Here is a 23334-nt window from a genome sequence, read left to right on the forward strand (position 1 = left end):
CTTATTGCAAATTGTTTAACCGCATTTCCAGGTCGCTCTCATCTATACAGAACACCTCACGCGCCTTGCTGCCTTGCGCCGGTCCCACAATCCCCGCTTTCTCCAACTGGTCCATGATGCGGCCGGCACGATTATAACCGATGGCAAACTTACGCTGAATGAGCGATGTGGAACCCTGCTGGTGAATAACAACGAGACGGGCTGCATCCTCGAACAAAGGATCGAGACGTCCCATATCCACATCCCCCAAATCACCTCCTGCATTTTCATCCACATATTCGGGCAGATAGAAAGCAGTGGGGTAACTCTGCTGGCGGGCGATAAACTTCGTAATCTCCGCCACTTCGGGCGTATCGATAAAGGCACACTGCACACGCACCGGGTCTGCTCCCTGCAGGAATAACATATCACCGCGGCCTATCAGCTGGTTGGCTCCCGGACGGTCGAGGATGGTACGCGAATCGACCATTGCCGATACACGGAAGGCGATACGCGCCGGGAAGTTGGCCTTAATCGTACCCGTAATGATGTTTGTTGTCGGTCGCTGTGTAGCGATAATCATATGTATACCCACGGCACGCGCCAACTGGGCGATACGTGCGATGGGCAGTTCCACATCCTTACCGGCTGTCATAATCAAGTCACCGAACTCGTCGATAACGACTACGATATAAGGCATGAACTTATGCCCCTTTTCCGGATTCAGACGACGGTTGATGAACTTCTCGTTATACTCCTTGATATTGCGCACATGGGCAGCTTTCAGCAAGTCATAGCGAGTATCCATCTCCACACAGATGGAGTTCAAAGTCTGCACCACCTTCGTGACGTCCGTAATGATGGCATCTTCCCCGTCGGGTAATTTCGCGAGGAAGTGATGCTCAATCACGGAGTAGATGCTGAATTCTACTTTTTTGGGGTCTACCAGCACAAACTTCAGCTCTGCCGGATGCTTCTTATATAATAAGGAGGTGATGATGGCATTCAACCCCACGGACTTACCCTGACCGGTAGCACCGGCAACGAGCACGTGCGGCATCTTGCACAAATCCACCATAAACACTTCATTCGTAATCGTCTTACCCAGTGCGATGGGCAAGTCGTAAGTAGACTCCTGGAACTTCTTGCTGCCGATAATACTCTGACCGGATACAATCTTCGGATTGGAGTTGGGCACTTCGATACCAATCGTACCCTTTCCCGGAATGGGAGCGATGATACGGATGCCGAGCGCCGAAAGGCTGAGGGCAATATCATCTTCCAGACCGCGTATCTTCGAAATGCGGACGCCCTGCTCGGGAGTGATTTCATACAGCGTCACCGTAGGACCTACCGTCGCCTTAATGGTACTGATTTCTATACCGAAACTACGCAGAGTATTGATAATCTTATCCTTGTTCGCGTTCTGCTCTACCATGTCAATGGTCGGACCATTGTCATCGTAATGCTTCATCAAGTCTATTGTGGGGTAATGATAGTTTTCCAAATCCAGACGGGGATTGTACGGCTCCTTCTCCGTTCCCACATACTCCTCCTCTTCAGCCTTCTCAACCTGGAATGCCGGCTCCTTCTCTACCGGCTGTTCCCGAAAAGGGGGTACCGGCTCCGGTGCAGGAGTCTCAAAAGTCATGGTAACGTCCTCATCCGCAGACTTGGCAGGCTTTACCTTTCCATCACTTCCACCCAAGTCAAGGGTGATTTCATTCAGCGGTTTGTCCTCTTCTTCCTCTGTGGCAACCTCCTCCTCCTTTTCAAGAACCTTTTCCGGCTCCGCAGCTTCCGGTGTCGGAGCAGTAGTCTTTTCCTTTGCACCCCAAGAGGTCTTGAACTCTTCCGGCGTTTCACCCTGCACGCTTTCCGCCTTCTCCTTACGCTTCAAGAAGCTGAGACTGAACAATCTGCGCAACCAGATGACAGTCCGTGCACTCAGATAGATGAGGAAGCAGATGGCAGTTACCAACAATAGCAGCCATACTCCCGGCACACCGACTTGAGACACAAGCCAGTTGCTGACATTGTATCCGTGCATACCGCCCAGATAGAGGAAAGAGTCCTTGTACTGGTCTACAAACACAAAACCGAAAAATACCGAGAACCACACCAGCATCAACGAACAGCCGATGAACCACTTCCACAAGCGCACCACACGCACCCGCATCAGCTTCAATCCCGCCACAGCCAGGAACACGAGAATCAGGAAAGACGATACACCGAAACAATCATTTATCAGATAGCTGGCCAACTGCGCACCGCGGCTACCGGCGTAGTTCTTCACCCCATTATTGGTGGAAATCAGCTCCTGCGCACTGCCTCCGTCAATGATGCTCTGGTCTGCCGCTCCCGTGAAAAAGAACGACGAAAAGGCGAGCAACAAATAAACCGAAAAGATTACCAGTACCAAGCCGATAACGAAATGAACAGTTTCACTTCTAAATAACGCTGCCACTTTCCCAAAAAACGAGAGTGACAGCTCCGTATCTTTAGCTGTTGAATTTTTCTTTGCCATATTTTTTAAATAACTATTGAGAATTGATTGCAAAAATAATAAAAACTATCCTTCTGCCGCGTTGTTTTCATTCTTTAATTTCTCGTCTGCCGATTATAGGTATTCCTAATCTACAACTGCAGTTTTATCGCATGTTTTACTTACATGCTTGCATGAAATGACATAGCGCACTAATTTACAACAGATTGCGCCATGCAAGCAGACCTCATGCAAGCATGCAGGCAGATTTTGCCTACATGACGCAATCCATGCAAGCCCTATACGCATCAACCTACTCTTTTTCCTTCAAAAAATAAATCGGCTGTTTCTGCAACCCTTTGTTCACCAACACATTCTCCTCACAAAGACGACGAATCTGCCGCGTCGCAGTCGTGCGGGTCATGCCGCAAATCGACTGTACAACACTGCGGGTGATGAACTCATTCTTACGTAGATAGTTCACCACTTTTTGCTTCACCTCATCATCCGTCAGCCTCTTTTTCGTGAGATTCCGCAATTTCAGCGGCTTTACCTTCAATACTCCTATCTCACTGCGCAGCGCCTTGTCCGGTCTGAAAGTGATGTTTTTCAACTTCACCTTAGTACTTTTCCGCTTTGTCTCCAGTGTCACCGGTTCCGTGCAGGTCAGCGTGGGAACAAAGTAACCGATGCCGTCCAAATGTACCTGCCTGCCCTCCCCCAGCTCGCGTCCCACAAAATGCGACAAAGCATCGAGTACCGCCAGTACATCCGTCTCGGTCAGCGAGCAGTATTCTTGTATATGCCTGCGCAGCTCATCGGTCGTCGTGGAGCCGTTCAGTTTAATCCGGGGATGCAGGGTCAGTTCTTCCCCTTGTTTATCCTTCGTTTTCGGGTTTTCGTACCAATCAAATAAAATTGCCATATTCTTTCCTCCATTTTTAGATTCATTTCTGTTGCTGTCTGCAGGTTTCGCTCATGCAAAGTACCGGCTTTCATTAGGCAGAGCATAGGTCTTCCTTACGCAAAGAAGCGTTCTTCCTTCTGCTGAAAGCTTATCAACAAAAGATGCGCACAGCTGTGGTTCACCTTCTTCATATTTGTGATACACCTTCTTCACAACTATGAGAAAGACATTCCACGACTGTGCGCAACTACAAACTACAGAGGCAAAGATAATGAAAAGCAGGGGGCTTGGCAAAGGAATGCTAATCTTTTTCAATAGCAAGCATTATTTTCCGAATAGAACACTTTACAGTCCCGATAAATCCACTTTATAAAAAGTCGGAGCAACATTGCTTTTCTCGAAGAACATCGCCATATAGATCGGGGCATAGATAATCTTACCTGCGACGCGCAGATTACCGTTGTTGAACACAACTGCTTCGGAGAAGTCGTATTCCTCGCAATCCATGATGTTGGACAAAGCGCGGTGTGTCTCGTAATCTTTACCTGATTTTACCTCAATAGGCAGTACCTTACCCTCAAGCTCAATAACAAAATCCAATTCACCGCGCTTCTTGTTGTTGTAATAGTAGGGAACAATGCCGTGAGCCACCAACTCCTGCGCTACGGCATTCTCGTAAATTGAACCGAAATTGATGTCCTTATCACCTTTTATAATCCGCATCTGAATGCCCTCGGCATATTGGCTGGCCAGCAGTCCGATATCACTTTGGAAGAGTTTGAACAGATTGCGTGAACGTGCAAGCAGGAGCGGCATTTTCGGCTCCTCCACATTATAGACGGGTAGCGCCACGCCCGCGTTCGTCAGCCATAAAAAACTGTTCTCGACCCGGTCGAACTTTGCGTGCTCATTCAATCGTTTCAGTATGAAGCGTTTGTTTTTAGCGTTTAGCTCAGGGGGAATAAGATTAAAAATCTCCTCGATGTAGAGTTTGTTATTAGGATCATACTGGGCGATGTCACGTTTGTACAGACGAATGATATCCTGCTGCACAGTCATCACCTCTTGCAGGTTGTTACTCTCGAGATATTTGCTCACGACCGCAGGCATACCGCCCACAACAAGATAGAGCCGGAACAGCTCCATAATTTTGCCGTGGACAAACTCATCGACGGCAGTGCGATTCCGCCATGCCTCATGCAATGCCCCGATAACGGCGTCATTTATACCCACACACGAAATAAACTCCTCGAAATCGAGTGGGAACATATCCTTTACACCCATGTAGCCAACCGGTTCCGAGCGCAGGTCTTTCAATTCTACGCCCAGCAACGAACCGCTCAAGATGTAACGATACGAACCGTCATCCACCAGAAACTTAATTGCCGTAACAATATCGGGACATTGCTGTACTTCGTCGAAAAAGACGAGCGTTTCACCCTTGATGAGCGGCACGGAGGTGATTGCCGATAGACGGAGCAGAATATCACCGCTGCTCTTTGCTCCCTTGAACAAATCCACCGCTTCGGGCATCTCGACGAAATTGACTTCAATGAAACTTTTAAACGTCTTACCGAACTGACGAATGGAATATGTCTTACCTATTTGTCGTGCTCCGGTAATAAGCAGGGCGTTACGGTTAGTTTCGTAGTAATTGCGAATGTAATCATCTATCTTTCTTTTTATCATAACCTATTCTTGTTTATTCGATTATTAAATGCAATAATCACACTATGCCTCTTTTCCATTGCAAATATAAAGGATTTATGCCACTTTTCCAAGATTTACGCCTACACAAATTGCCGTTTTTCCAATTTAGTAACAGTATCCAAATGCATGCTTTATATGCCCACCGAAGAGGAACTGCAGAACAAGATTGAAAGACAGAAAAACTTTTACCGGTTGCAGCACACGGAAAAATCAATAGAGTAACGACGTATGGTGAAAAGATTGGTTATAATGACGAACACTCAACAACACTAATATCAAGCATGAAGATAGCAATAAAAAACATCCCGTCACATAATTGGAAACATTTTGTATACAGAGAGACGGGAGCAATGCCCTATATTTGCAACCGGTCAATCAATCACCGGCCATGAAAAACAGGTAGTTTATGAGAAATTTCATTGTATTATGCTTATTGGCATGTCTGGCATCATGTACAGACAAAAAAGAATTCCAGACAATAAGAGAACGAATCGATTTATCAGGAAATTGGAACAGTTCATTAGGGAACTGCACATTGCCCGGTACGACGGATGAAAACAAGTTGGGAGACGGCAGGCATCCCACCAATGTAACCTCCCAGTTGACACGGACTTATCCCTACTCCGGCATCGTAGAATATGAAAAAGATGTTGAAATTCCCGTACAGATGGAAGGGAAACGCCTGATACTTTTCATGGAGCGTACAAAACCCAGCACTCTCTGGATAGATGGAGACAGTATAGGCACGTTGGGACATATCTATGCACCTCACTGCTATAGCCTGCCGGCCTTGGCACCCGGCAGCCACCATATAAAGATACGCATTGACAATTCCCCCAGCTCCGTACCAGCCGAAATCCAAAGCTCGCATGCCTGGACCGACGGCACACAAACCAACTGGAACGGCATTCTGGGCGACTTCTACATCGAAGCGGCCCCACACACCTATCTCAAGCAGGTACAAGTCTACCCATCTGTAAAGGAGAAAAAGGCCCGCATCCATGTAAACATATACAGCGATTCGGAGCAATCGGGCGTAGTGACCCTTTCTGCCAAGACGTGGAACACCCAACAAGAACACCTGTTACCGGACATGGAAAAACAAGTCGGCTTGAGCAAAGGTGAAAATAAGATAGAACTGACGCTCGACATGGGCAACCGGATGCAGACATGGAGCGAATTCCACCCCACACTTTATGCACTGAACGTGACCCTTGCCACAAACGAGGGTAAAGACAATATAATAACAGATTTCGGTATGCGCGACTTTGCCACCGAAGGTACTCAGTTCACCATAAACGGCTTCAAGACCTTCTTGCGCGGCAAACACGACGCTTGCGTATTCCCACTTACCGGATATGCGCCGATGGATGTAAAGTCCTGGCGAAAAGTTTTTCAGACAGCCAAGAGTTATGGCATCAACTACTACCGTTGCCATTCCTACACCCCGCCCCGCGCCGCTTTTGCCGCTGCCGACATCGAGGGTATCTATTTCCAAGCCGAGTTGCCTTTATGGGGAAGCATTTCACCGGACAACCATCGCTTGAATGACTTCTTGCTGAACGAAGCCTATATGACCCTCGACTACATGGGCAATCACCCCTCATTCACCATGTTGGGACTGGGCAACGAGTTGGGTGGCGACGTTGACCTGATGCGCAATTGGCTGGACGGATTCAGAAAACATGACAACCGCCATCTCTATTCGTTCGGTTCCAACAACTTCCTGGGTTGGGGAGGTGCCATAGACGGTGAAGATTATCTGACAACCTGCCGGGTAGGAGGAGGCGAAGGCTATACAACGCACGTACGCAGTTCGTTTGCCTTTGTCGATGCCGAAAAGGGAGGTATCTTGAACAACACCCGTCCCAATACCCGTGCGGATTATACTGCTGCCATAGCGAAATCTCCCCGACCGGTCATCAGTCACGAAACCGGACAGTTCCAAATTTATCCCGACTACAAGGAGTTGGAGAAATACACCGGCGTATTGCATCCATATAACTTGGAGATATTCCGTGACCGGCTCAATGAAAATGGACTGCAGAACCAGATTGACGCATTCCATCAGGCCACCGGCCGGTTTGCCGTCGAATGCTACAAGGCTGATATTGAATACGGCCTGCGCACTGCCGGTTTAGGCGGATTCCAGATGCTCGACCTTCAAGACTTTCCCGGACAAGGCTCGGCACTGGTAGGCATTCTGGATGCTTTCATGGACAGCAAAGGCATTGTCACTCCCGAAACATTCCGCGGCTTTTGTGCTCCGGTGGTACCGCTGGCGCTTATGGACACCTACTGTTACAGCAACAAAGAAGAGCTGAACATAGGACTCGCCCTGACAAATTACGAAGAGCAACCATGGTCTGATGCATTATACTGGCGTCTGGAAAGCCTGAGTGACAGCGTAACTTTTGTTCGCGAAGGCAAAGTCCCCGCCCATGTAGAGCAAGGAAAAGTAATGCAGGTGGGCGAGTTGAAAAGCACCCTTACCGAAATAGACAAGCCTGCCCAATTGCGACTGACACTGACCACCGGGAATTATCATAACTATTATAACTTATGGGTATACCCCGACCGGACACCGGAAAGCGAAGCGGACATCTTCATCTGTCAGTCCTTGGATGACGAGGCGCGAAAGAGACTGAGCCAAGGAGGGAAGATACTGCTTATACCCGACCACAAAGCCATTGAAGAACAGAGTGTAGGTGGACTTTTTACTCCTGACTACTGGAACTATGCCATGTTCAAAAGCATTTCGGAAAACGCCGGCCGCGAAGTTTCGCCGGGCACCCTCTCCTTGCTGATGGACGAGAAACATCCCTTGTTCCGGCAGTTCCCCACCGAGTGCCATAGCAACTGGCAATGGTGGAGCATCGTACGCCATGCCCGCCCCTTTATTCTGAATGCTACGCGCCACGAATACAAGCCGCTTATCCAAGTAGTAGACAATGTGGAACGGAACCACAAGTTAGGCTTGCTGTTCGAATTTGCCGTAGACAACGGTAAGGTATTGGTTTGTATGAGCAACCTCGAAGCAATTCGCCACACTCCGGAAGGAGGTCAGCTGCGCAATGCCATTTTAAGCTATATGAAGTCGGCTGAGTTCTCTCCAACCGAGACGCTGACCTCACAGCAGTTGCAGCACATATTAACAACCGAGGTGAGGAAGCAAGACATTGTCGGCGTGAAAAACCAGTCGGATTACGACGTACAGCCGGAATAAAAAATAAGTATGAGAAGTTTCATCATAATTCCACTTTTCCTCGGCTGTCCCGTCATTTTTCAGTAGCTTTGCGGACTTTAATACAGCAAACAACCCATGAAACTTACCCTTATACGCACCGCTCGTGAAACCGGCAAAGAGACATTCAGCACATGGCCCAGCGACACCTTGATGGAGAAGATGAAAACCGAGAACAAAGCCGGACACATATCCGCCTTGCGCAGCCTCATTCCCCACATCACCGGAAGCAACGGACACTACCCCTGCATAGACAAACTGCCACGCATCTGCCCTGCCGCAGAATATGCCCGCAGCAAAGAGGGGGAAAGATACCTGAAAACCTACAACGGACTGGTACAGATTGAAGTCAACCACCTGGCCAATGCCGTGGAAGTGGAGCAAGTAAAGCGCCAGGCGGCCCTGCTGCCGCAAACTTTTGCCGCCTTTTGCGGAAGCAGCGGACGAAGCGTAAAAATATGGGTACTGTTTGCCACCCCCGACGGTTCGCGCCCCAGGCAGGAAGAAAAAATCAGGCTGTTTCATACCGCTGCCTACCGGCTCGCCGTAAACTGTTACCAGCCCCTGCTCCCCTACCCCATCACACTGAAAGAACCTGCCGTGGAGCAAAGCTGCCGCATGACGCTCGATGACCGTCCCTATTACAATCCGTCTGCCGTCCCTTTCTGTTTGGAACAGCCTTTGTCCGTGCCCGACGAGCCCACCTTCGGCCAACGGAAACAGACCGAAGCAAACCCGCTGATGCGCATTGCCCCCGGCTATCCGGCCTCCCAAACCTTCTCCATCCTCTTCGAAGCCGCCCTGAACCGTACCTTCGAAGAGCTGGAAAACTGGAAACGGGGCGATGACCTTCGCCCCCTGCTCTACCTGCTTGCCGGGCATTGCTACAAAGCCGGCATTCCCGAAGAAGAGGCAGTACGTCAAGTCATGATGCACTACTACCGCGAAGCGGATGAACAACTGGTGCGCATGACCCTGCACAACCTCTACCGCGAATGCAAAGGCTTCGGCACCCGCAGCAGCATGACCCGCGACCAAATCACCGCCTTCCGCCTGGAAGAATTCATGAACAGACGCTATGAGTTCCGCTGGAACACCGTGCTGGGAGAATTGGAATTCCGCCAACGGGACTCCATACACTTCCATTTCCGCCCTGCCGACCAGCGGGTAAGAAGCAGTATCGGACAGAATGCCCTGAAAGAAGGAATCAGCGTATGGGACAGAGATGTGGCACGCTACCTCAACTCGGACGCCATTCCCTTGTACAACCCCATCGAAGAATATCTGAACAGCACCGGACATTGGGACGGCAAGGACCGTATCCGCGCATTGGCCGACCTCGTCCCCTGCAACAATCCGTACTGGCGGGAACTCTTCTACCGCTGGTTTCTCAGCATGACGGCGCACTGGCAAAACATCGACCGTCAGCATGGAAACAACACGTCTCCCCTACTGGTCGGAGCCCAAGGCTATCGTAAAAGTACCTTCTGCCGCATCCTGCTGCCACCCGAACTGCGCTTCGGATATACCGACAGTATCGACTTCAAAAGCAAGCAGGACGCAGAGCGGAGCCTCGGCCGCTTTTTCCTGATAAACATCGACGAATTCGACCAAATCAGCGTCAATCAGCAAGGTTTTCTAAAGCATCTGCTGCAGAAACCCGTGGCAAACCTGCGCAAGCCTTACGGCACCGCCATCCAGGAAATAAGACGCTACGCCTCCTTTATAGCAACCAGCAACCAGAAAGACCTGCTGACAGACCCCAGCGGCAGCCGCCGTTTCATCTGCATCGAAGTCACCGGCCCCATCCATACCAATGTCACCATCAACTACCGGCAACTCTACGCACAAGCCATGGATGCCATAGCCAAAGGTGAACGCTACTGGCTGGACGATTCCGACGAAGCCATCTTGAAACAGACCAACCGGGAGTTTGAACAGCCCACACCGTTGGAACAGCTCTTCCTCTGCCACTTCCATCCCGCCGAAAATGAAGAGGAAGGAGACTGGATGACCCCTATGGAGATTCTCTCCTTCTTGCAAACCAAGACCAAAGACCGACTGTCCATCAATAAAGTGGCTCTGTTCGGACGTGCACTCCACAAACTGGGCATCAGCAGCCGCCGGAAGACAAGAGGAACAGAATATCATGTAGTGAAAAAAGAATAATCCTGCCAATTAATTTGCTTCTACTTTCGGTTTGCGCTATCTTTGCGTTTCAAATCAAGAAGATATGAAAAAAGAAAGTCAAGTGATATTCGACCGGAATGCCGTAGAGTTTGTGACCGTAGCCGCCGAGTTTTGTAAGTTTCTGGAACAAGCGGAAGGGGTGAAACGTTCTGCGTTCGTCGATACCTCCTTAAAAATACTTCCGCTGCTCTACCTGAAGGCCTCCATGCTGCCCGAGTGCGAAACCATAGGAGACGAGGCGCCGGAAACATTCGTCACCGAAGAGACCTATGAGGTACTCCGCATGAACCTCGCCAATATCCTGGCCGAGAAAGACGACTACCTGGACGTATTCGTATCCGACATGAAGTATAGTGACCAGCCCATCACCAGGAACATTTCCGAAGACTTGGCCGACATATACCAGGACATCAAGGACTTTATCTTCGTATTCCAGCTGGGTTTCAACGAGACGATGAACGATTCGCTTGCCATCTGCCAGGAAAACTTCCGCCTCCATTGGGGACAAAAGCTTGTCAACACCCTGCGTGCCCTGCACGAGGTGAAGTATGCGCAAGGCGAGGATGAAGAGGAGGAAACCGCAGACTTTGAATATTAAATTATGGTTATCAAAAGAACAATAGATAAAGAAACAGTGAAAGACCTGCCCAAAGCCGCCTTTCCGGGACAGATACATGTCGTACAGACACCGTGGGAAGCGGAGAAGGCAGTCGCCTATCTGAAGTCCTGCCCGTTGCTGGGCATAGACAGCGAAACCCGTCCATCGTTCACAAAAGGACAGATACACAAGGTGGCCCTGCTGCAGATTTCTTCAGAGGAACATTGCTTTCTGTTCCGCCTCAACCTGACGGGACTGACTCTGCCGGTTATCACATTGCTGGAAAACCCAAGTGTAACGAAAGTAGGCCTTTCCTTGCGGGATGACTTCATGATGCTGCACAAACGCGCGCCCTTCGAACAGCATGCCTGCATCGAATTGCAGGAATATGTCCGCGCTTTCGGCATCCAGGACAAAAGCCTGCAGAAGATATACGCCATCCTCTTCGGGGAAAAGATTTCGAAAAGCCAGCGCCTTTCCAACTGGGAAGCCGAAACCTTGACCGAACCGCAGAAACTGTATGCCGCCACCGATGCCTGGGCATGCCTCAACATCTACAACAGGCTGCAAGAACTGAAACGGACAGGAGATTTTGAAATAGAAACTAATAGTAATGTGCTAATGTGATGCACATTACCACATTAATCACATTAGCACATTATATATATGTACAAAGTATACCTTAAACCCAATAAAGAGGAGTCATTAAAGCGTTTTCACCCGTGGGTGTTTTCCGGCGCCATCGCACATTTCGACGGAGAACCCGAAGAAGGGGAAGTAGTTGAAATCTATACATCCAAAAAGGAATTCATAGCCAAAGGGCATTTTCAGATTGGCAGTATCGCCGTACGCGTACTGACCTTCCGCCAAGACGAAGAAATCAATGCGGACTTCTGGAAACGCAAACTCAGCATAGCATACGACATGCGCCGCAGTATCGGCATAGCCGGAAACCCGACAAACAACACCTATCGCCTGGTGCACGGGGAGGGAGACAACCTGCCGGGGCTGGTTATCGACATTTATGCCCGCACCGCAGTGATGCAGGCACATTCTGCCGGCATGCACCTCGACCGCATGGCCATTGCCGATGCCCTTACCGAAGTGATGGGCAGCCAGATTGACAATATCTATTACAAATCGGAGACGACCCTTCCCTTCAAGGCCGACCTCTATCCGGAGAATGGTTTCCTGAAAGGCGGCAGCACAGACAATGTAGCCATGGAGTACGGCCTGAAGTTCCACATCGACTGGCTGAAAGGTCAAAAGACCGGTTTCTTCGTAGACCAACGCGAGAACCGTTCGCTACTGGAACGATATGCCAAAGGCCGCAGCGTACTGAATATGTTCTGCTATACCGGCGGCTTCTCCGTATATGCCATGCGTGGAGACGCCAAACTGGTGCATTCCGTGGACAGCTCCGCCAAAGCCATCGACTTGACTAACAAGAACATCGAACTGAACTTCCCGGGTGATACCCGCCATGCCGCCTATGCAGAAGATGCCTTCAAATACCTGGACCGCATGGGCGACCAATACGACCTGATAGTTCTTGACCCTCCTGCTTTTGCCAAGCACCGCGATGCCCTGCGTAATGCCCTGCAAGGCTACCGCAAACTCAATGTCAAGGCTTTCGAAAAAATCAAGCCCGGAGGTATTCTTTTCACTTTCTCGTGCTCGCAAGCCGTCAGTAAAGAGAACTTCCGCACGGCCGTGTTCACAGCCGCTGCCATGTCCGGCCGCAGCGTACGCATCCTGCACCAACTGACACAACCTGCCGACCACCCGGTCAGCATCTATCATCCGGAAGGGGAATACCTGAAAGGACTGGTTCTATATGTAGAATAAAGGAAAAAGCAGGCTTTGTTAGCCTGCTTTTCTTAAATAGAGTTAATAAAAAGCAGAAAAACGTCAAAACAGTATGTTATATAACATAAACCGTGTATATTTGCACTGTGTTTTTCATGGTATTAGATTTAAGGTTAATAAAGATTGGGTGTCTGGGATAGATACCCTTCTTTTTTTATAATACATTCCTTCCCAAAATCCATCCCTCATTAATCTCTTTCGTTGAAGAAAAAGCCGTACAGAACTTGTTTTTCTCCTAGTCTCATTGTACATTTGCATCTATTACATAATTTAAAATATAAAAAGCTAATATTATGAGCATCAAATTCCGACTCACTGCCATGCAATTCCTGCAATTCTTCGTTTGGGGAGCATGGCTGATTTCATTAGGTGGTTACATGGGCGGTACGTTACATTTTGAAGGCGGACAAATCGGAGCAATCTTTGCAACCATGGGTATAGCCTCACTGATAATGCCCGGACTGACCGGTATCATCGCCGACAAATGGATAAACGCCGAACGCCTTTACGGCATACTTCACCTCATCGGTGCCGGTGCTCTGATTTATGCTTCCACTGCCACTACGTACACCCACATGTACTGGGCCATGCTGCTCAACATGCTTGTTTATATGCCCACGCTATCCCTGGCCAACACCGTGTCCTACAATGCGCTGGAAAGATATAAAATGGATTTGGTGAAAGACTTCCCCCCCATCCGTGTATGGGGAACGGTAGGCTTTATCTGTGCCATGTGGGCTGTGGACCTTACCGGGTTCAAGGCAAGTGCGGCACAACTCTATGTGGCAGCCATCTCGGCAGCCATGCTGGGGCTTTACGCCTTCACCCTGCCTGCCTGCCCTCCCATGCGCTGCGAAGGAAAAACGATGCTCTCCGCTTTCGGACTGGATGCACTGGTGCTGTTCAAGCGCAAGAAGATGGCCATCTTCTTCCTATTCTCCATGTTGCTGGGAGCCGCCCTTCAAATAACAAACACATACGGCGACCTTTTCCTGGGTTCGTTTGCTTCCATACCCGAATATGCAGATTCGTTCGGTGTAAAACACTCCGTCATCCTGCTCTCCATCTCGCAAATGAGTGAGACGCTGTTTATCCTTGCCATCCCCTTCTTCCTGAAACATTTCGGAATCAAGCGTGTTATGTTAATAAGTATGTTTGCATGGGTATTCCGTTTCGGGCTCTTTGCCCTCGGAGACCCGGGAAGCGGACTCTGGATGCTCATTCTCTCGATGATTGTCTACGGCATGGCATTTGACTTTTTCAATGTATCGGGCTCGCTGTTTACAGAAATGGAGGCACATCCCAGTATCCGTGCCAGCGCACAAGGCTTGTTCTTCATGATGACGAACGGTGTGGGAGCCATCATCGGAGGTTATGCCAGCGGAGCCGTGGTGGATGCCTTCTCGGTATATGCCGAAGGCGGAGGACTGGTAAGCCGCGACTGGACACCGGTATGGTTTATCTTTGCAGGATATGCCTTAGTCATTGGTCTGTTATTTGGAATAGTATTCCGCTATAAGCATAATCCGGAGAAAATAGAGAAAAACTGATTGAGAATCAGGTTGATTTAATAGGTATGAATAAGAAGAAGATAGAACTACAAGTACTAAACATTTCCAACAGCCAGGCGCAAGCGGGCGCCTATGCCCTGGTACTGGGTGAAGCGGGCGGCGAGCGCCAGCTTCCGATTATTATAGGTGCCACCGAAGCACAAGCTATGGTCATCGAGATGAAAGGTATTGTACCGCCCCGTCCGCTGACCCATAACCTATTCGCTTCCGTTCTTGAAGTGCTGGGCGTAAAACTGATGCGTATTCTTATCTATAAAGTAGACAACGGAGTATTCTACTCTTACCTTTATATGAAAGCCGAAGAAACCATTCTCCGGATTGATGCGCGTACCAGCGACGCCGTTGCCCTGGCATTGCGCATGAATGCCCCTATCTTTGTCTACGAAGACATCCTCGAAGCAGAATGTCTGAAAACCGTCGAAGGTTCCATCGACCCGATGGAAGGCAGCGAACCGGACAAAGACGAACTGCTGCAGGAAGACACGATAGGCATACTGAAAACGGCCCTGCAAAAAGCAGTCGATGAAGAGGACTATGAACGTGCCGCACAGCTAAGAGACCAGATTAACCAACTCAAGAACAATTTGTAATATGCACGTATTCTATACCCCCGACATACAAGCCCACGCAGAGCTGCCCGAAGAGGAAGCCGCACACGCCGTACGCGTCTTGCGCTTGCAGGCTGGAGACGAGGCCATGTTGACAGACGGAAAAGGCTGCTTTTATCGTGCCGAAATCAGTACGGCTACAAACAAGCGCTGTCTGGTGAATATCCTGGAAACCCTTCCGCAAGCCCCCTTGTGGAAAGGTCATCTGCACATTGCCATGGCGCCTACCAAGAATATGGACCGCACAGAGTGGTTTGCCGAGAAAGCGACGGAAATTGGGTTTGACGAACTGACATTCCTGAACTGCCGTTTCTCGGAACGGAAAGTCATCAAGACGGAGCGCATTTCCAAAATACTGGTTTCCGCCATCAAGCAGTCGCTCAAGGCACGCCTGCCCCAACTGAATGAGATGACAGACTTCAACAAGTTCATCACACAGCCTTTTCCGGGCCAGAAATTCATCGCCCACTGTTATGAAGGCGAAAAACCGCTTTTGAAGGATATGGTACATCCCGGAGAGGATGCCCTCGTACTAATCGGTCCCGAAGGAGACTTCAGCGAAGAGGAAGTCCGGAAGGCGGCGGAAAACGGGTTTATCCCCATCAGCCTGGGAAAATCAAGGCTGCGCACAGAGACGGCGGCACTGGTTGCCTGCCACATCCTCAACTTACAGAATCAATGATACTCACTAAAACAAAAACTATATGAAAAAGAACCTATTCTTCCACTTCTCAGTACTGGCAATGCTCATCGTGCTGATAAGCGCTTGTTCGTCCAAAAAGTCGGAATATACCAATGTGATTCCCTCCGATGCCTCGCAAGTCATCGCTGTCAATTTAAAATCATTGGCAGACAAGGCCGGTACCAAAGATAAAGAGACTAAAGAAGCACTGCAAAAGCTGACAGATGCCTTGAAAAGCGATATGAATGCAGCCACTTTCCAACAATTGGAGGCTGTACTGAAAGACCCTGCCAAATCGGGAGTGGACGTTCATGCGCCCATCTATATCTTCAATGCTCCCTCGTTCCCCTACACCACCATGGTAGCCAAGGTTCAGAACAAGGATGACTTGCTAAAACTGCTGGAAGTTACGGAGAAAGAACAGATAATCAGCCACGTGTCAGAAGCGGACGGCTACAGCTTTGCACAAATCAACAAGCAGGCACTGCTCGCTTTCACTCCCACCACGCTTATGGTGGTGAACTACACCGGCACATCGCAATTGGAAAAAGTCAAGGAGGAAATACCCGCCCTACTGAAACAGACGGAAGAGAACAGTATCAACAGCAATACTGCTTTCAAGAAGATGCAAAAGCAGAACGGAGACGTCAACATGCTCATTACTCCCTCCAGCCTGCTGAGTGCCTATGCCAATCCGCTGAATTACGGAATATCCCAAAGTATTGATTTGAAAGATTTGAAGATGCTGGGAAGCCTCTCTTTCGAAAAAGGAAAAATTGAGCTGAAGATAGATAACTATACAGAGAATGCAGAACTGAAAGCTCTCTTCGAAAAGCAGGCCAAAAGCACTTGCCCCATCGAAAACACATTTCTGAAATATTTCCCCAAATCTACGCTGGCACTGCTCAGCATAGGTATCAATGGAGAGGAGTTCTACAATGTACTGCAAGAGAATGAGCAGTTCCGCAACGATTTCTCCATTACCAAAGCCGCTGAAGTAAAGGACTTGTTCAGTGCTTTCCACAACGACCTGACCATAGGCCTTATCAATGTAACCATGAACAGTAATCCTTCTTTCCTTGCCTACGCCAGCGTAAAGAACGATGCTCCTCTGAAAGCCCTTTATGAGAAAAAGTCCGAACTGGGACTGAAACGCGGCGAAGACATCGTGAAATTGAATGAGAATGAATATGTCTATAAATCACGCGCTATCAACATTTTCTTCGGCATACGAGACAAACAAATGTACGCCACCAACGACGAACTGCTGTATAAGAATGCCTGCAAGACCGCTGACCCGTCTGCCAAAGAAACAGACTTCGCTTCCAGTCTGAAAGGCAAGCGTACAGCCTTTGTCATCAATGCGGAAGCCGTACTCGACCTGCCCGTTATAAAATTGCTTGTTGGGTTCGGCGGACAAGAGTATAGCACCTATTACTCGCTGCTCGGCAATATCTCGTATCTGGAAGCTGTCGGTAACGAGGACAAGGCAACCGTTACCCTGCAACTGAAGAATAAGGATGTAAATGCGTTGAAACAGATTGTGGACTTCATCAAGCAGTTTGCAGGAATGTAATTTAAGGATTAAAGATTAGAGATTAAGGATTAATACCACTCATGAATAGGATTCACCTACGGCAAACACTACCTCAAGTGTTTGCCGACCGTGATGCCATTACCTCAGACGTATGGCATCGGGACATTACGTTCCACAAAGGGAAACGTTATCTCATAGAAGCCGCTTCGGGTACCGGAAAGTCATCGCTTTGTAGCTATATTTACGGCTATCGGCACGATTATCAGGGAATCATCAACTTTGATGAACGCAATATCCGTTCACTCTCCGTCAATGACTGGATAGATATACGCAAACACTCTCTCAGCATTCTTTTTCAGGAGTTGCGTATCTTTCCCGAACTTACCGCCATCGAGAACATACAACTGAAGAACCGGCTTACCAATTTCAAAAAAAGGAAAGAAGTCCTTACCCTCTTTGAGGCCATCGGCATTGACGACAAGGTAAACGAAAAAGCCGGAAAGCTATCTTTTGGCCAGCAACAAAGAGTCGCCTTTATCCGCAGCCTCTGCCAGCCTTTCGACTTCATCTTCCTGGACGAACCCATCAGCCATCTGGATAACGAGAACGGAACAATCATGGGCAGACTGCTGACAGAAGAAGCCAGCCGCCAAGAAGCGGGAATCATAGTGACTTCCATAGGTAAGCATCTGGAACTAGAGTATGACGAAATTTATAAATTATAAATGTAGCTAATATGAATCGACTTGTTTGGAAACTTCTCCGCCAGCACATCAGTGTCGGACAGCTGGCAGGCTTTTTCCTCGCCAATCTCTTCGGCATGATGATTGTATTGCTGAGCGTACAATTCTATCGTGATGTCCTTCCCGTTTTTACGGAAGGGGATAGTTTCATGAAGAAGGAGTATATCATTGCTACCAAAAAAATCAGTACTCTGGGCAGCTTTGCCGGGAAAAGCAATACCTTCTCCAAAGAGGAGATAAAGGACCTGAAAGCCCAACCTTTTACTAAGGGGGTAGGCGCGTTCACTCCTTCCCAGTTCAAGGTTTCTGCCGGACTCGGTATGCAGGAAGCCGGTATCCGTCTGTCAACAGAGATGTTTTTCGAGTCTGTACCCGACGAATATGTGGATGTCAGTCTGGACAAATGGCATTTTGACGAAGATGCCCGGGTAATTCCCATCATCATTCCACGTAACTATCTGAACCTCTACAACTTTGGCTTTGCACAAAGCCGGAGTCTGCCGAAACTCTCCGAAGGCCTGATGAGTCTGGTACAAATGGATGTGATGATGCGGGGTAACGGACGTGTGGAACAATATAAAGGCAACATTGTAGGATTCTCCAACCGGCTGAATACCATTCTCGTTCCCCAATCCTTCATGGACTGGGCCAATAAGAATTTCGCACCGGAGAAAGAAGCGGAACCGTCCCGGCTGATTGTGGAAGTAAAGAATCCTACCGACACAGCCATCACCGACTATTTCCAGCAAAAGAATTACGAAACTGAAGGCAACAATCTGGATGCCGGGAAGACAACTTATTTCCTGCGCCTCATTACGGCCATCGTCATGGGAGTAGGATTGTTCATCAGCATTCTGTCATTCTACATCCTGATGCTGAGCATCTTCCTGCTTCTCCAAAAGAATACGGTAAAACTGGAAAACCTGCTGCTGATAGGATATAGCCCGACGCAGGTAGCCACACCTTATTATATACTGACAGTAGGGCTGAATGTACTGGTACTGCTCCTCGCCATCGGCTGCGTGGCATGGGTGCGCAGTTACTATATAGAAGTAGTCCAAAGCCTCTTCCCGCAATTGGAGAGCGGATCACTGCTTCCATGTATATTGATCGGTTGCCTATTATTTTTTGCTGTATCACTGCTGAATATTTTGGCAATAGGCAAAAAAATTATCAGTATCTGGAAAGGGAGAAAATAAAGATGGAAAAATTCCATCCAGCAAATATAAAGTTCATGATATGCCATCATTACAGCAAGCATCCGCCTCTACATATACCGCACCCGAAAGGAGATGGAACGGAAACACAAAGAAGAAATCCTTTTGCTCCGCATCCGCAACTTGATAAAGCAGTGCAGCCGTTATGAAGCGGAACAAAAGAAATGTACGGTTGCCACCCCTCGGAATATGCGGAAAAAATGCAGAAATCAACCTGAGTGTTGTTCCGTTTCAACAAGATTGTTGCCGTCTAAAGAGGATTCAGGACTACTTTTGCAGCATAATTTTAAAAGAACCATGAAAATGAATTTTATGAAAAGAGCCGGCTTCGTGCTGACTTGTGCAACCATGCTTGCAAACTTGTGTGCCGCCCAGAACACAGAACGCACACCTCAAGGAATGAAATGCACCACATAAGGAATGGACATCCGTGTGGAATTCTATTCGCCTTCCATTGTGCAGGTTTCAAAACTCCCGAAGGCAAACCCTACAACAAAGAAAGTCTGGTAGTGGTCACAAGCTGAATGCCAAGCTGATGATTGTGGCATGACCCGGCTTTGGCACCCACACAGAGCAACGCAAGGAGTTGGATGCCAAAGGGATGATTATCAACTTCAACACTTGGCCACCCAAAAGTGGCACACGCCCCTACGACGTCTACAATCCCGAAGCAAGGGACATTTATCGGAAATATCTGAATAAAGGCATTTTCAGTTACATCGGCAACGACGACTGGTGGCTCGATTCTACAGAGACTGACCATATCAACCGACAAGAATCGGACTATGACCTCTCCACTCACTTGGGGTCTTACCGGAGTGTAAAAAATGTCTACTCACTGATGCACAACAGCGGAATAGCCTCGCATCAAAAGGCTTTGAGCAAAGACAAACGCGTTATCATCCTGACCCGTTCCGGATTTATCGGACAACAACGTTACGGCTGCAACACCTGGAGTGGTGACGTGACCTCCACTTGGGACATGCTGGAGAAACAGATTCCTGCCGCACTGAACTATAGCTTGATGAACATCCCGAACTGGAACAGTGACATAGGTGGCTTCTTTGCCGGACGCTGGATGCAGTTCGGCACTTTCTGCCCGATAATGCGTTCGCACGGTACGGAGTTGCCCCGTGAAATCTGGAACTTCGGCAAGCGTGGCGAGTGGTGTTTCGATGCCCAGGAGAAGGTGATTAATCTGCGCTATCGCCTTCTGCCCTACGTTTACAGCACTTCCTAGGATGTGTTCCACAATGACGGTACATTCATGCGTCCTTTAGTAATGGATTTTGCGCCGGTTTACCTCCCTCAAGGCGCAGACTGGTGGGACTTCTGGAGTAACGAAAAGCAGCAGGACAGACAGACCTTGAACCGCAGTGTATCTTGGGAGGACAAGGCCCGTCCTCTGACGATAGAAGAGCGGGAAAGCAGTTTTCCGAACATGCTGAAAAGCCGCAAGTTCAAGGTTGTCCTGGTCGGTCAGGACTCCGGTACGAGAAACCGGCCGATGAAAGGCAGAAAGACAATAAGCTATGCAGGAAAGAAAAAGAGTATAAAGCTGTAACAGTAAAAAGGAGGAACGTGTCAAAACTACCTTACTATTTTTTAGGCGCGGATTACGCAGATTTCAAGAATCCAATTTGCATAGTCCGCGTTACTCCACGTAATCCGCGCCTAATATTACAGCATAATGAAGTGGTCATATACTTTGCTAAAAAGGAAACAACAACGGCAGCACAAATACCATCACCACTCCCATAATAATCTGCAACGGGAGCCCCACTTTTATATAATCCATGAATGTATATTGTCCTGCCGGCATCACCAGTGCATTGGGCGGTGTAGAGAATGGAGAAGCGAAACACATACTTGCCGCAACCGTCACGGCAAACAAGAACGGAACGGGACTTACTCCAATCTGAATCGCACTTTGAAGAGCAATAGGGGCCATCAGCACTGCCGTCACCGTATTGCTGATGAACATGGTCATCAATGAAGTGGTGAAATAGATACCTGCCATCAACACAATAGGACCATAACTGCCCAACCCACTTACAAGACTGTTGGATATATATTCCGAGGCACCGGTCTTTTCGAGTGCAAGAGACATGGGGAGCATGGCTGCAAAGAGTACAATTGTTTCCCAGTTTATCGTTTTATAGGCGGCTTCCACATTCCTGAAACATCCCGTCAGCACCATCAGCAAGCCGGCAATCATCACCGCTGTCACCGGGGCCACGGGAATAAAGTCGAAGACCATCATGGCAACCATCAGCACCATAATAGCGGCAGCTATGGGCGCTTTATAATCCAGCGTCACTTTGGCGGCTTCTGCCAAAGGCTGCCCCAATACCACCCAATCGGAATCTTCCCTGCTTATCCGTGCGATGTCCTGCCACGCACCCTGCACCAGCAAAACATCGCCACTATGCATACGCTCACGTCCCAATTCACGTAATATATATTCCTTCTTACGACGGATGCCCAATACATTTACATTAAATTTATCACGGAACCCTGCTTCCTTCACCGTCCGGTTCACGATATTGGAAGAAGGCATCAACACAATTTCGGCAATTCCGATGTCATAAAAGTCAAGGGACTTGTCGGCTTTAGAGGCTTCTTCAGTGGTATGCCCGTCGAGCATTTCCATTAAAAAGTCTTCAGCAAAACGATTTACGTTCGATACCTCTCCCGTAATATAAAGCACGTCGCCCACCCAAATAGTCGTATCGGGTGATGCCAATTTCTGGGTAATAGTTTTCAGGAATCTATGTTGGGAAGAGTCTACACGCCGTACTTCAATGATATTCAGACCATACTTGCGGCGTACATCCAGGTCTATGATGGTTTTTCCTATCAGACGGGAATCATTGACAGCCCTCAAACGGAACAGATTGCTGGAAAGTCCGTACTCCTGCACCAGTTGGTTCAATGATTTGCCCGACAATGTTCCGTCATTCTTTTTGCCTTTCTTGGAGAGAAACCATTTGGTCAGAGGCATTAAAACCAGGGTTCCCACTATCACGCACACAATACCCACCGGCAAAAAGGAAAAGAAAGACAGCGGTTCAAAGCCCGCTCCCGTCAATGTATTCTGAATAACCAAATTAGGAGGCGTACCGATAAGTGTCATCATACCACCCATGCTGCTGGCAAAAGCCAAAGGCATCAATAGACGGCTGGGATTCATTCCTGCACTCAGTGCCAAACTCACCACGATAGGCAGCATCAAAGCCACCGTTCCCGTATTGCTCACAAAAGCACCAATGGCAGAAGTAACCAGCATAACCAGCAAGAAGAGTTTCAGCTCGCTTTTGCCTGCCAACTTTAGAATACGCGAACTTATCATTTTAGCCAGCCCGGTCTGAAAAATGGCGCCGCCCACAACGAACAAGCCTACCATCATAATCACCACCGAGTTGGAGAAGCCGGAAAGGGCCTCTTCAGGAGTAAGAATCTGAAATATCAATAAACCAATCAGCGCACAAAGCGCCACAATGTCCGAACGGACTTTGCCTGCTACAAAAAAGGCAGCGGAGAGAACAAGGATAATAAGGGTAATCAGCATAAATATGTATATTAAGAATGCACAAATATACTTATTTACGCATGATCACACAACCCCTTACTACCTCAAACTACTGATTTAGAACTCGAATTTTTCCAGCTTCATGGCGGCCAGCCCCTGGATTTTGGGCACCAGGGCCACAAAATGGTCCGCTTTTTCATGGGCAGACAATGACTCTGCATCTTTCCATGTTTCACAAATCATAAGAACATCGCTGCGAGTGGCGCTCTCAAACACATCATAGGCAATGCATCCATTGTCCTTCAAGGAATATGCGACCAGTTCTTTGGCAGATTCCAATACTGCGGCACGGTTCTCCGCACTTACCTGAATAAAAACATTTAATCTAATCATACTTGTATAAATTTTAAGTGCATCGCAAATTTAAGCAGAATAAATATCTCCACCAACAAAAGTAAATTG

At 48.5% G+C, this 23334-nt stretch carries 18 protein-coding genes; 13 read left to right on the forward strand and 5 right to left on the reverse strand.

The window, feature by feature from the left end; translation table 11 throughout:
- Position 1: 1 nt before the first annotated feature.
- The 3 genes from EYA81_RS03770 to EYA81_RS03785 all read right to left on the reverse strand — a co-directional run bounded on the left by EYA81_RS03770 (position 2) and on the right by EYA81_RS03785 (position 5060).
- Entirely contained in the window at positions 2 to 2506 is a 2505-nt protein-coding gene (locus EYA81_RS03770; protein WP_131225375.1) for a DNA translocase FtsK, read from the reverse strand.
- Between the two features lie 271 nt (positions 2507 to 2777).
- Positions 2778 to 3389 (reverse strand): winged helix-turn-helix transcriptional regulator, encoded by a 612-nt coding sequence (locus tag EYA81_RS03775; protein ID WP_005832923.1) that lies wholly within the window; start codon positions 3387 to 3389, stop codon positions 2778 to 2780.
- Between the two features lie 327 nt (positions 3390 to 3716).
- Positions 3717 to 5060 (reverse strand): ATP-binding protein, encoded by a 1344-nt coding sequence (locus EYA81_RS03785; protein WP_005832925.1) that lies wholly within the window; start codon positions 5058 to 5060, stop codon positions 3717 to 3719.
- Positions 5061 to 5487: 427 nt separating this feature from the next.
- Between EYA81_RS03785 and EYA81_RS03790 the strand changes: the two genes are divergently transcribed.
- From EYA81_RS03790 to EYA81_RS19450, 13 genes are all read left to right on the forward strand, one after another.
- Positions 5488 to 8307: a glycoside hydrolase gene (locus tag EYA81_RS03790; protein ID WP_131225376.1), complete on the forward strand. Its 2820-nt coding sequence runs from the start codon at positions 5488 to 5490 to the stop codon at positions 8305 to 8307.
- 96 nt (positions 8308 to 8403) lie between these two features.
- The gene (locus tag EYA81_RS03795) at positions 8404 to 10494 is read left to right on the forward strand and encodes a BT4734/BF3469 family protein (protein WP_117652704.1); all 2091 of its coding nucleotides are present in this window, start codon (positions 8404 to 8406) and stop codon (positions 10492 to 10494) included.
- Positions 10495 to 10558: 64 nt separating this feature from the next.
- Positions 10559 to 11113, forward strand: coding sequence for a DUF5063 domain-containing protein (locus tag EYA81_RS03800; RefSeq protein ID WP_008665189.1), 555 nt, complete (start codon positions 10559 to 10561; stop codon positions 11111 to 11113).
- A gap of 3 nt (positions 11114 to 11116) precedes the next feature.
- Complete coding sequence (locus tag EYA81_RS03805; RefSeq protein WP_016272918.1) at positions 11117 to 11740, forward strand: 3'-5' exonuclease; 624 nt, start codon at positions 11117 to 11119, stop codon at positions 11738 to 11740.
- A gap of 39 nt (positions 11741 to 11779) precedes the next feature.
- Positions 11780 to 12961, forward strand: a complete 1182-nt coding sequence (locus tag EYA81_RS03810; protein ID WP_016272919.1) for a class I SAM-dependent rRNA methyltransferase — start codon at positions 11780 to 11782, stop codon at positions 12959 to 12961.
- 314 nt (positions 12962 to 13275) lie between these two features.
- Complete coding sequence (locus tag EYA81_RS03815; RefSeq protein WP_117964164.1) at positions 13276 to 14532, forward strand: nucleoside permease; 1257 nt, start codon at positions 13276 to 13278, stop codon at positions 14530 to 14532.
- 26 nt (positions 14533 to 14558) lie between these two features.
- A complete protein-coding gene (locus EYA81_RS03820; RefSeq protein ID WP_117964163.1) occupies positions 14559 to 15143 on the forward strand; it encodes a bifunctional nuclease domain-containing protein in 585 nt (194 codons plus the stop codon).
- A 1-nt stretch (position 15144) separates the two neighbouring features.
- The gene (locus tag EYA81_RS03825; RefSeq protein ID WP_131225377.1) at positions 15145 to 15843 is read left to right on the forward strand and encodes a 16S rRNA (uracil(1498)-N(3))-methyltransferase; all 699 of its coding nucleotides are present in this window, start codon (positions 15145 to 15147) and stop codon (positions 15841 to 15843) included.
- Positions 15844 to 15865: 22 nt separating this feature from the next.
- Positions 15866 to 17419, forward strand: a complete 1554-nt coding sequence (locus EYA81_RS03830; protein ID WP_131225378.1) for a DUF4836 family protein — start codon at positions 15866 to 15868, stop codon at positions 17417 to 17419.
- Positions 17420 to 17460: 41 nt separating this feature from the next.
- Positions 17461 to 18105, forward strand: coding sequence for an ATP-binding cassette domain-containing protein (locus EYA81_RS03835; protein WP_119961338.1), 645 nt, complete (start codon positions 17461 to 17463; stop codon positions 18103 to 18105).
- An 11-nt stretch (positions 18106 to 18116) separates the two neighbouring features.
- The gene (locus EYA81_RS03840) at positions 18117 to 19322 is read left to right on the forward strand and encodes an ABC transporter permease (protein WP_117964159.1); all 1206 of its coding nucleotides are present in this window, start codon (positions 18117 to 18119) and stop codon (positions 19320 to 19322) included.
- A 619-nt stretch (positions 19323 to 19941) separates the two neighbouring features.
- Positions 19942 to 20580, forward strand: coding sequence for a TIM-barrel domain-containing protein (locus EYA81_RS19445; protein WP_237918559.1), 639 nt, complete (start codon positions 19942 to 19944; stop codon positions 20578 to 20580).
- A 27-nt stretch (positions 20581 to 20607) separates the two neighbouring features.
- Entirely contained in the window at positions 20608 to 20904 is a 297-nt protein-coding gene (locus EYA81_RS19450; protein WP_227186291.1) for a DUF5110 domain-containing protein, read from the forward strand.
- 147 nt (positions 20905 to 21051) lie between these two features.
- Here EYA81_RS19450 and EYA81_RS03850 read toward each other — a convergent pair whose 3' ends face one another.
- Together EYA81_RS03850 and EYA81_RS03855 are read right to left on the reverse strand one after the other, a co-directional pair.
- Complete coding sequence (locus EYA81_RS03850) at positions 21052 to 22911, reverse strand: SLC13 family permease (protein WP_119961339.1); 1860 nt, start codon at positions 22909 to 22911, stop codon at positions 21052 to 21054.
- Positions 22912 to 22989: 78 nt separating this feature from the next.
- Positions 22990 to 23265, reverse strand: coding sequence for a putative quinol monooxygenase (locus EYA81_RS03855; protein WP_005826936.1), 276 nt, complete (start codon positions 23263 to 23265; stop codon positions 22990 to 22992).
- Positions 23266 to 23334 lie beyond the last annotated feature (69 nt).

This window comes from Bacteroides sp. A1C1 (assembly GCF_004328515.1).
Lineage (GTDB): Bacteria > Bacteroidota > Bacteroidia > Bacteroidales > Bacteroidaceae > Bacteroides > Bacteroides uniformis.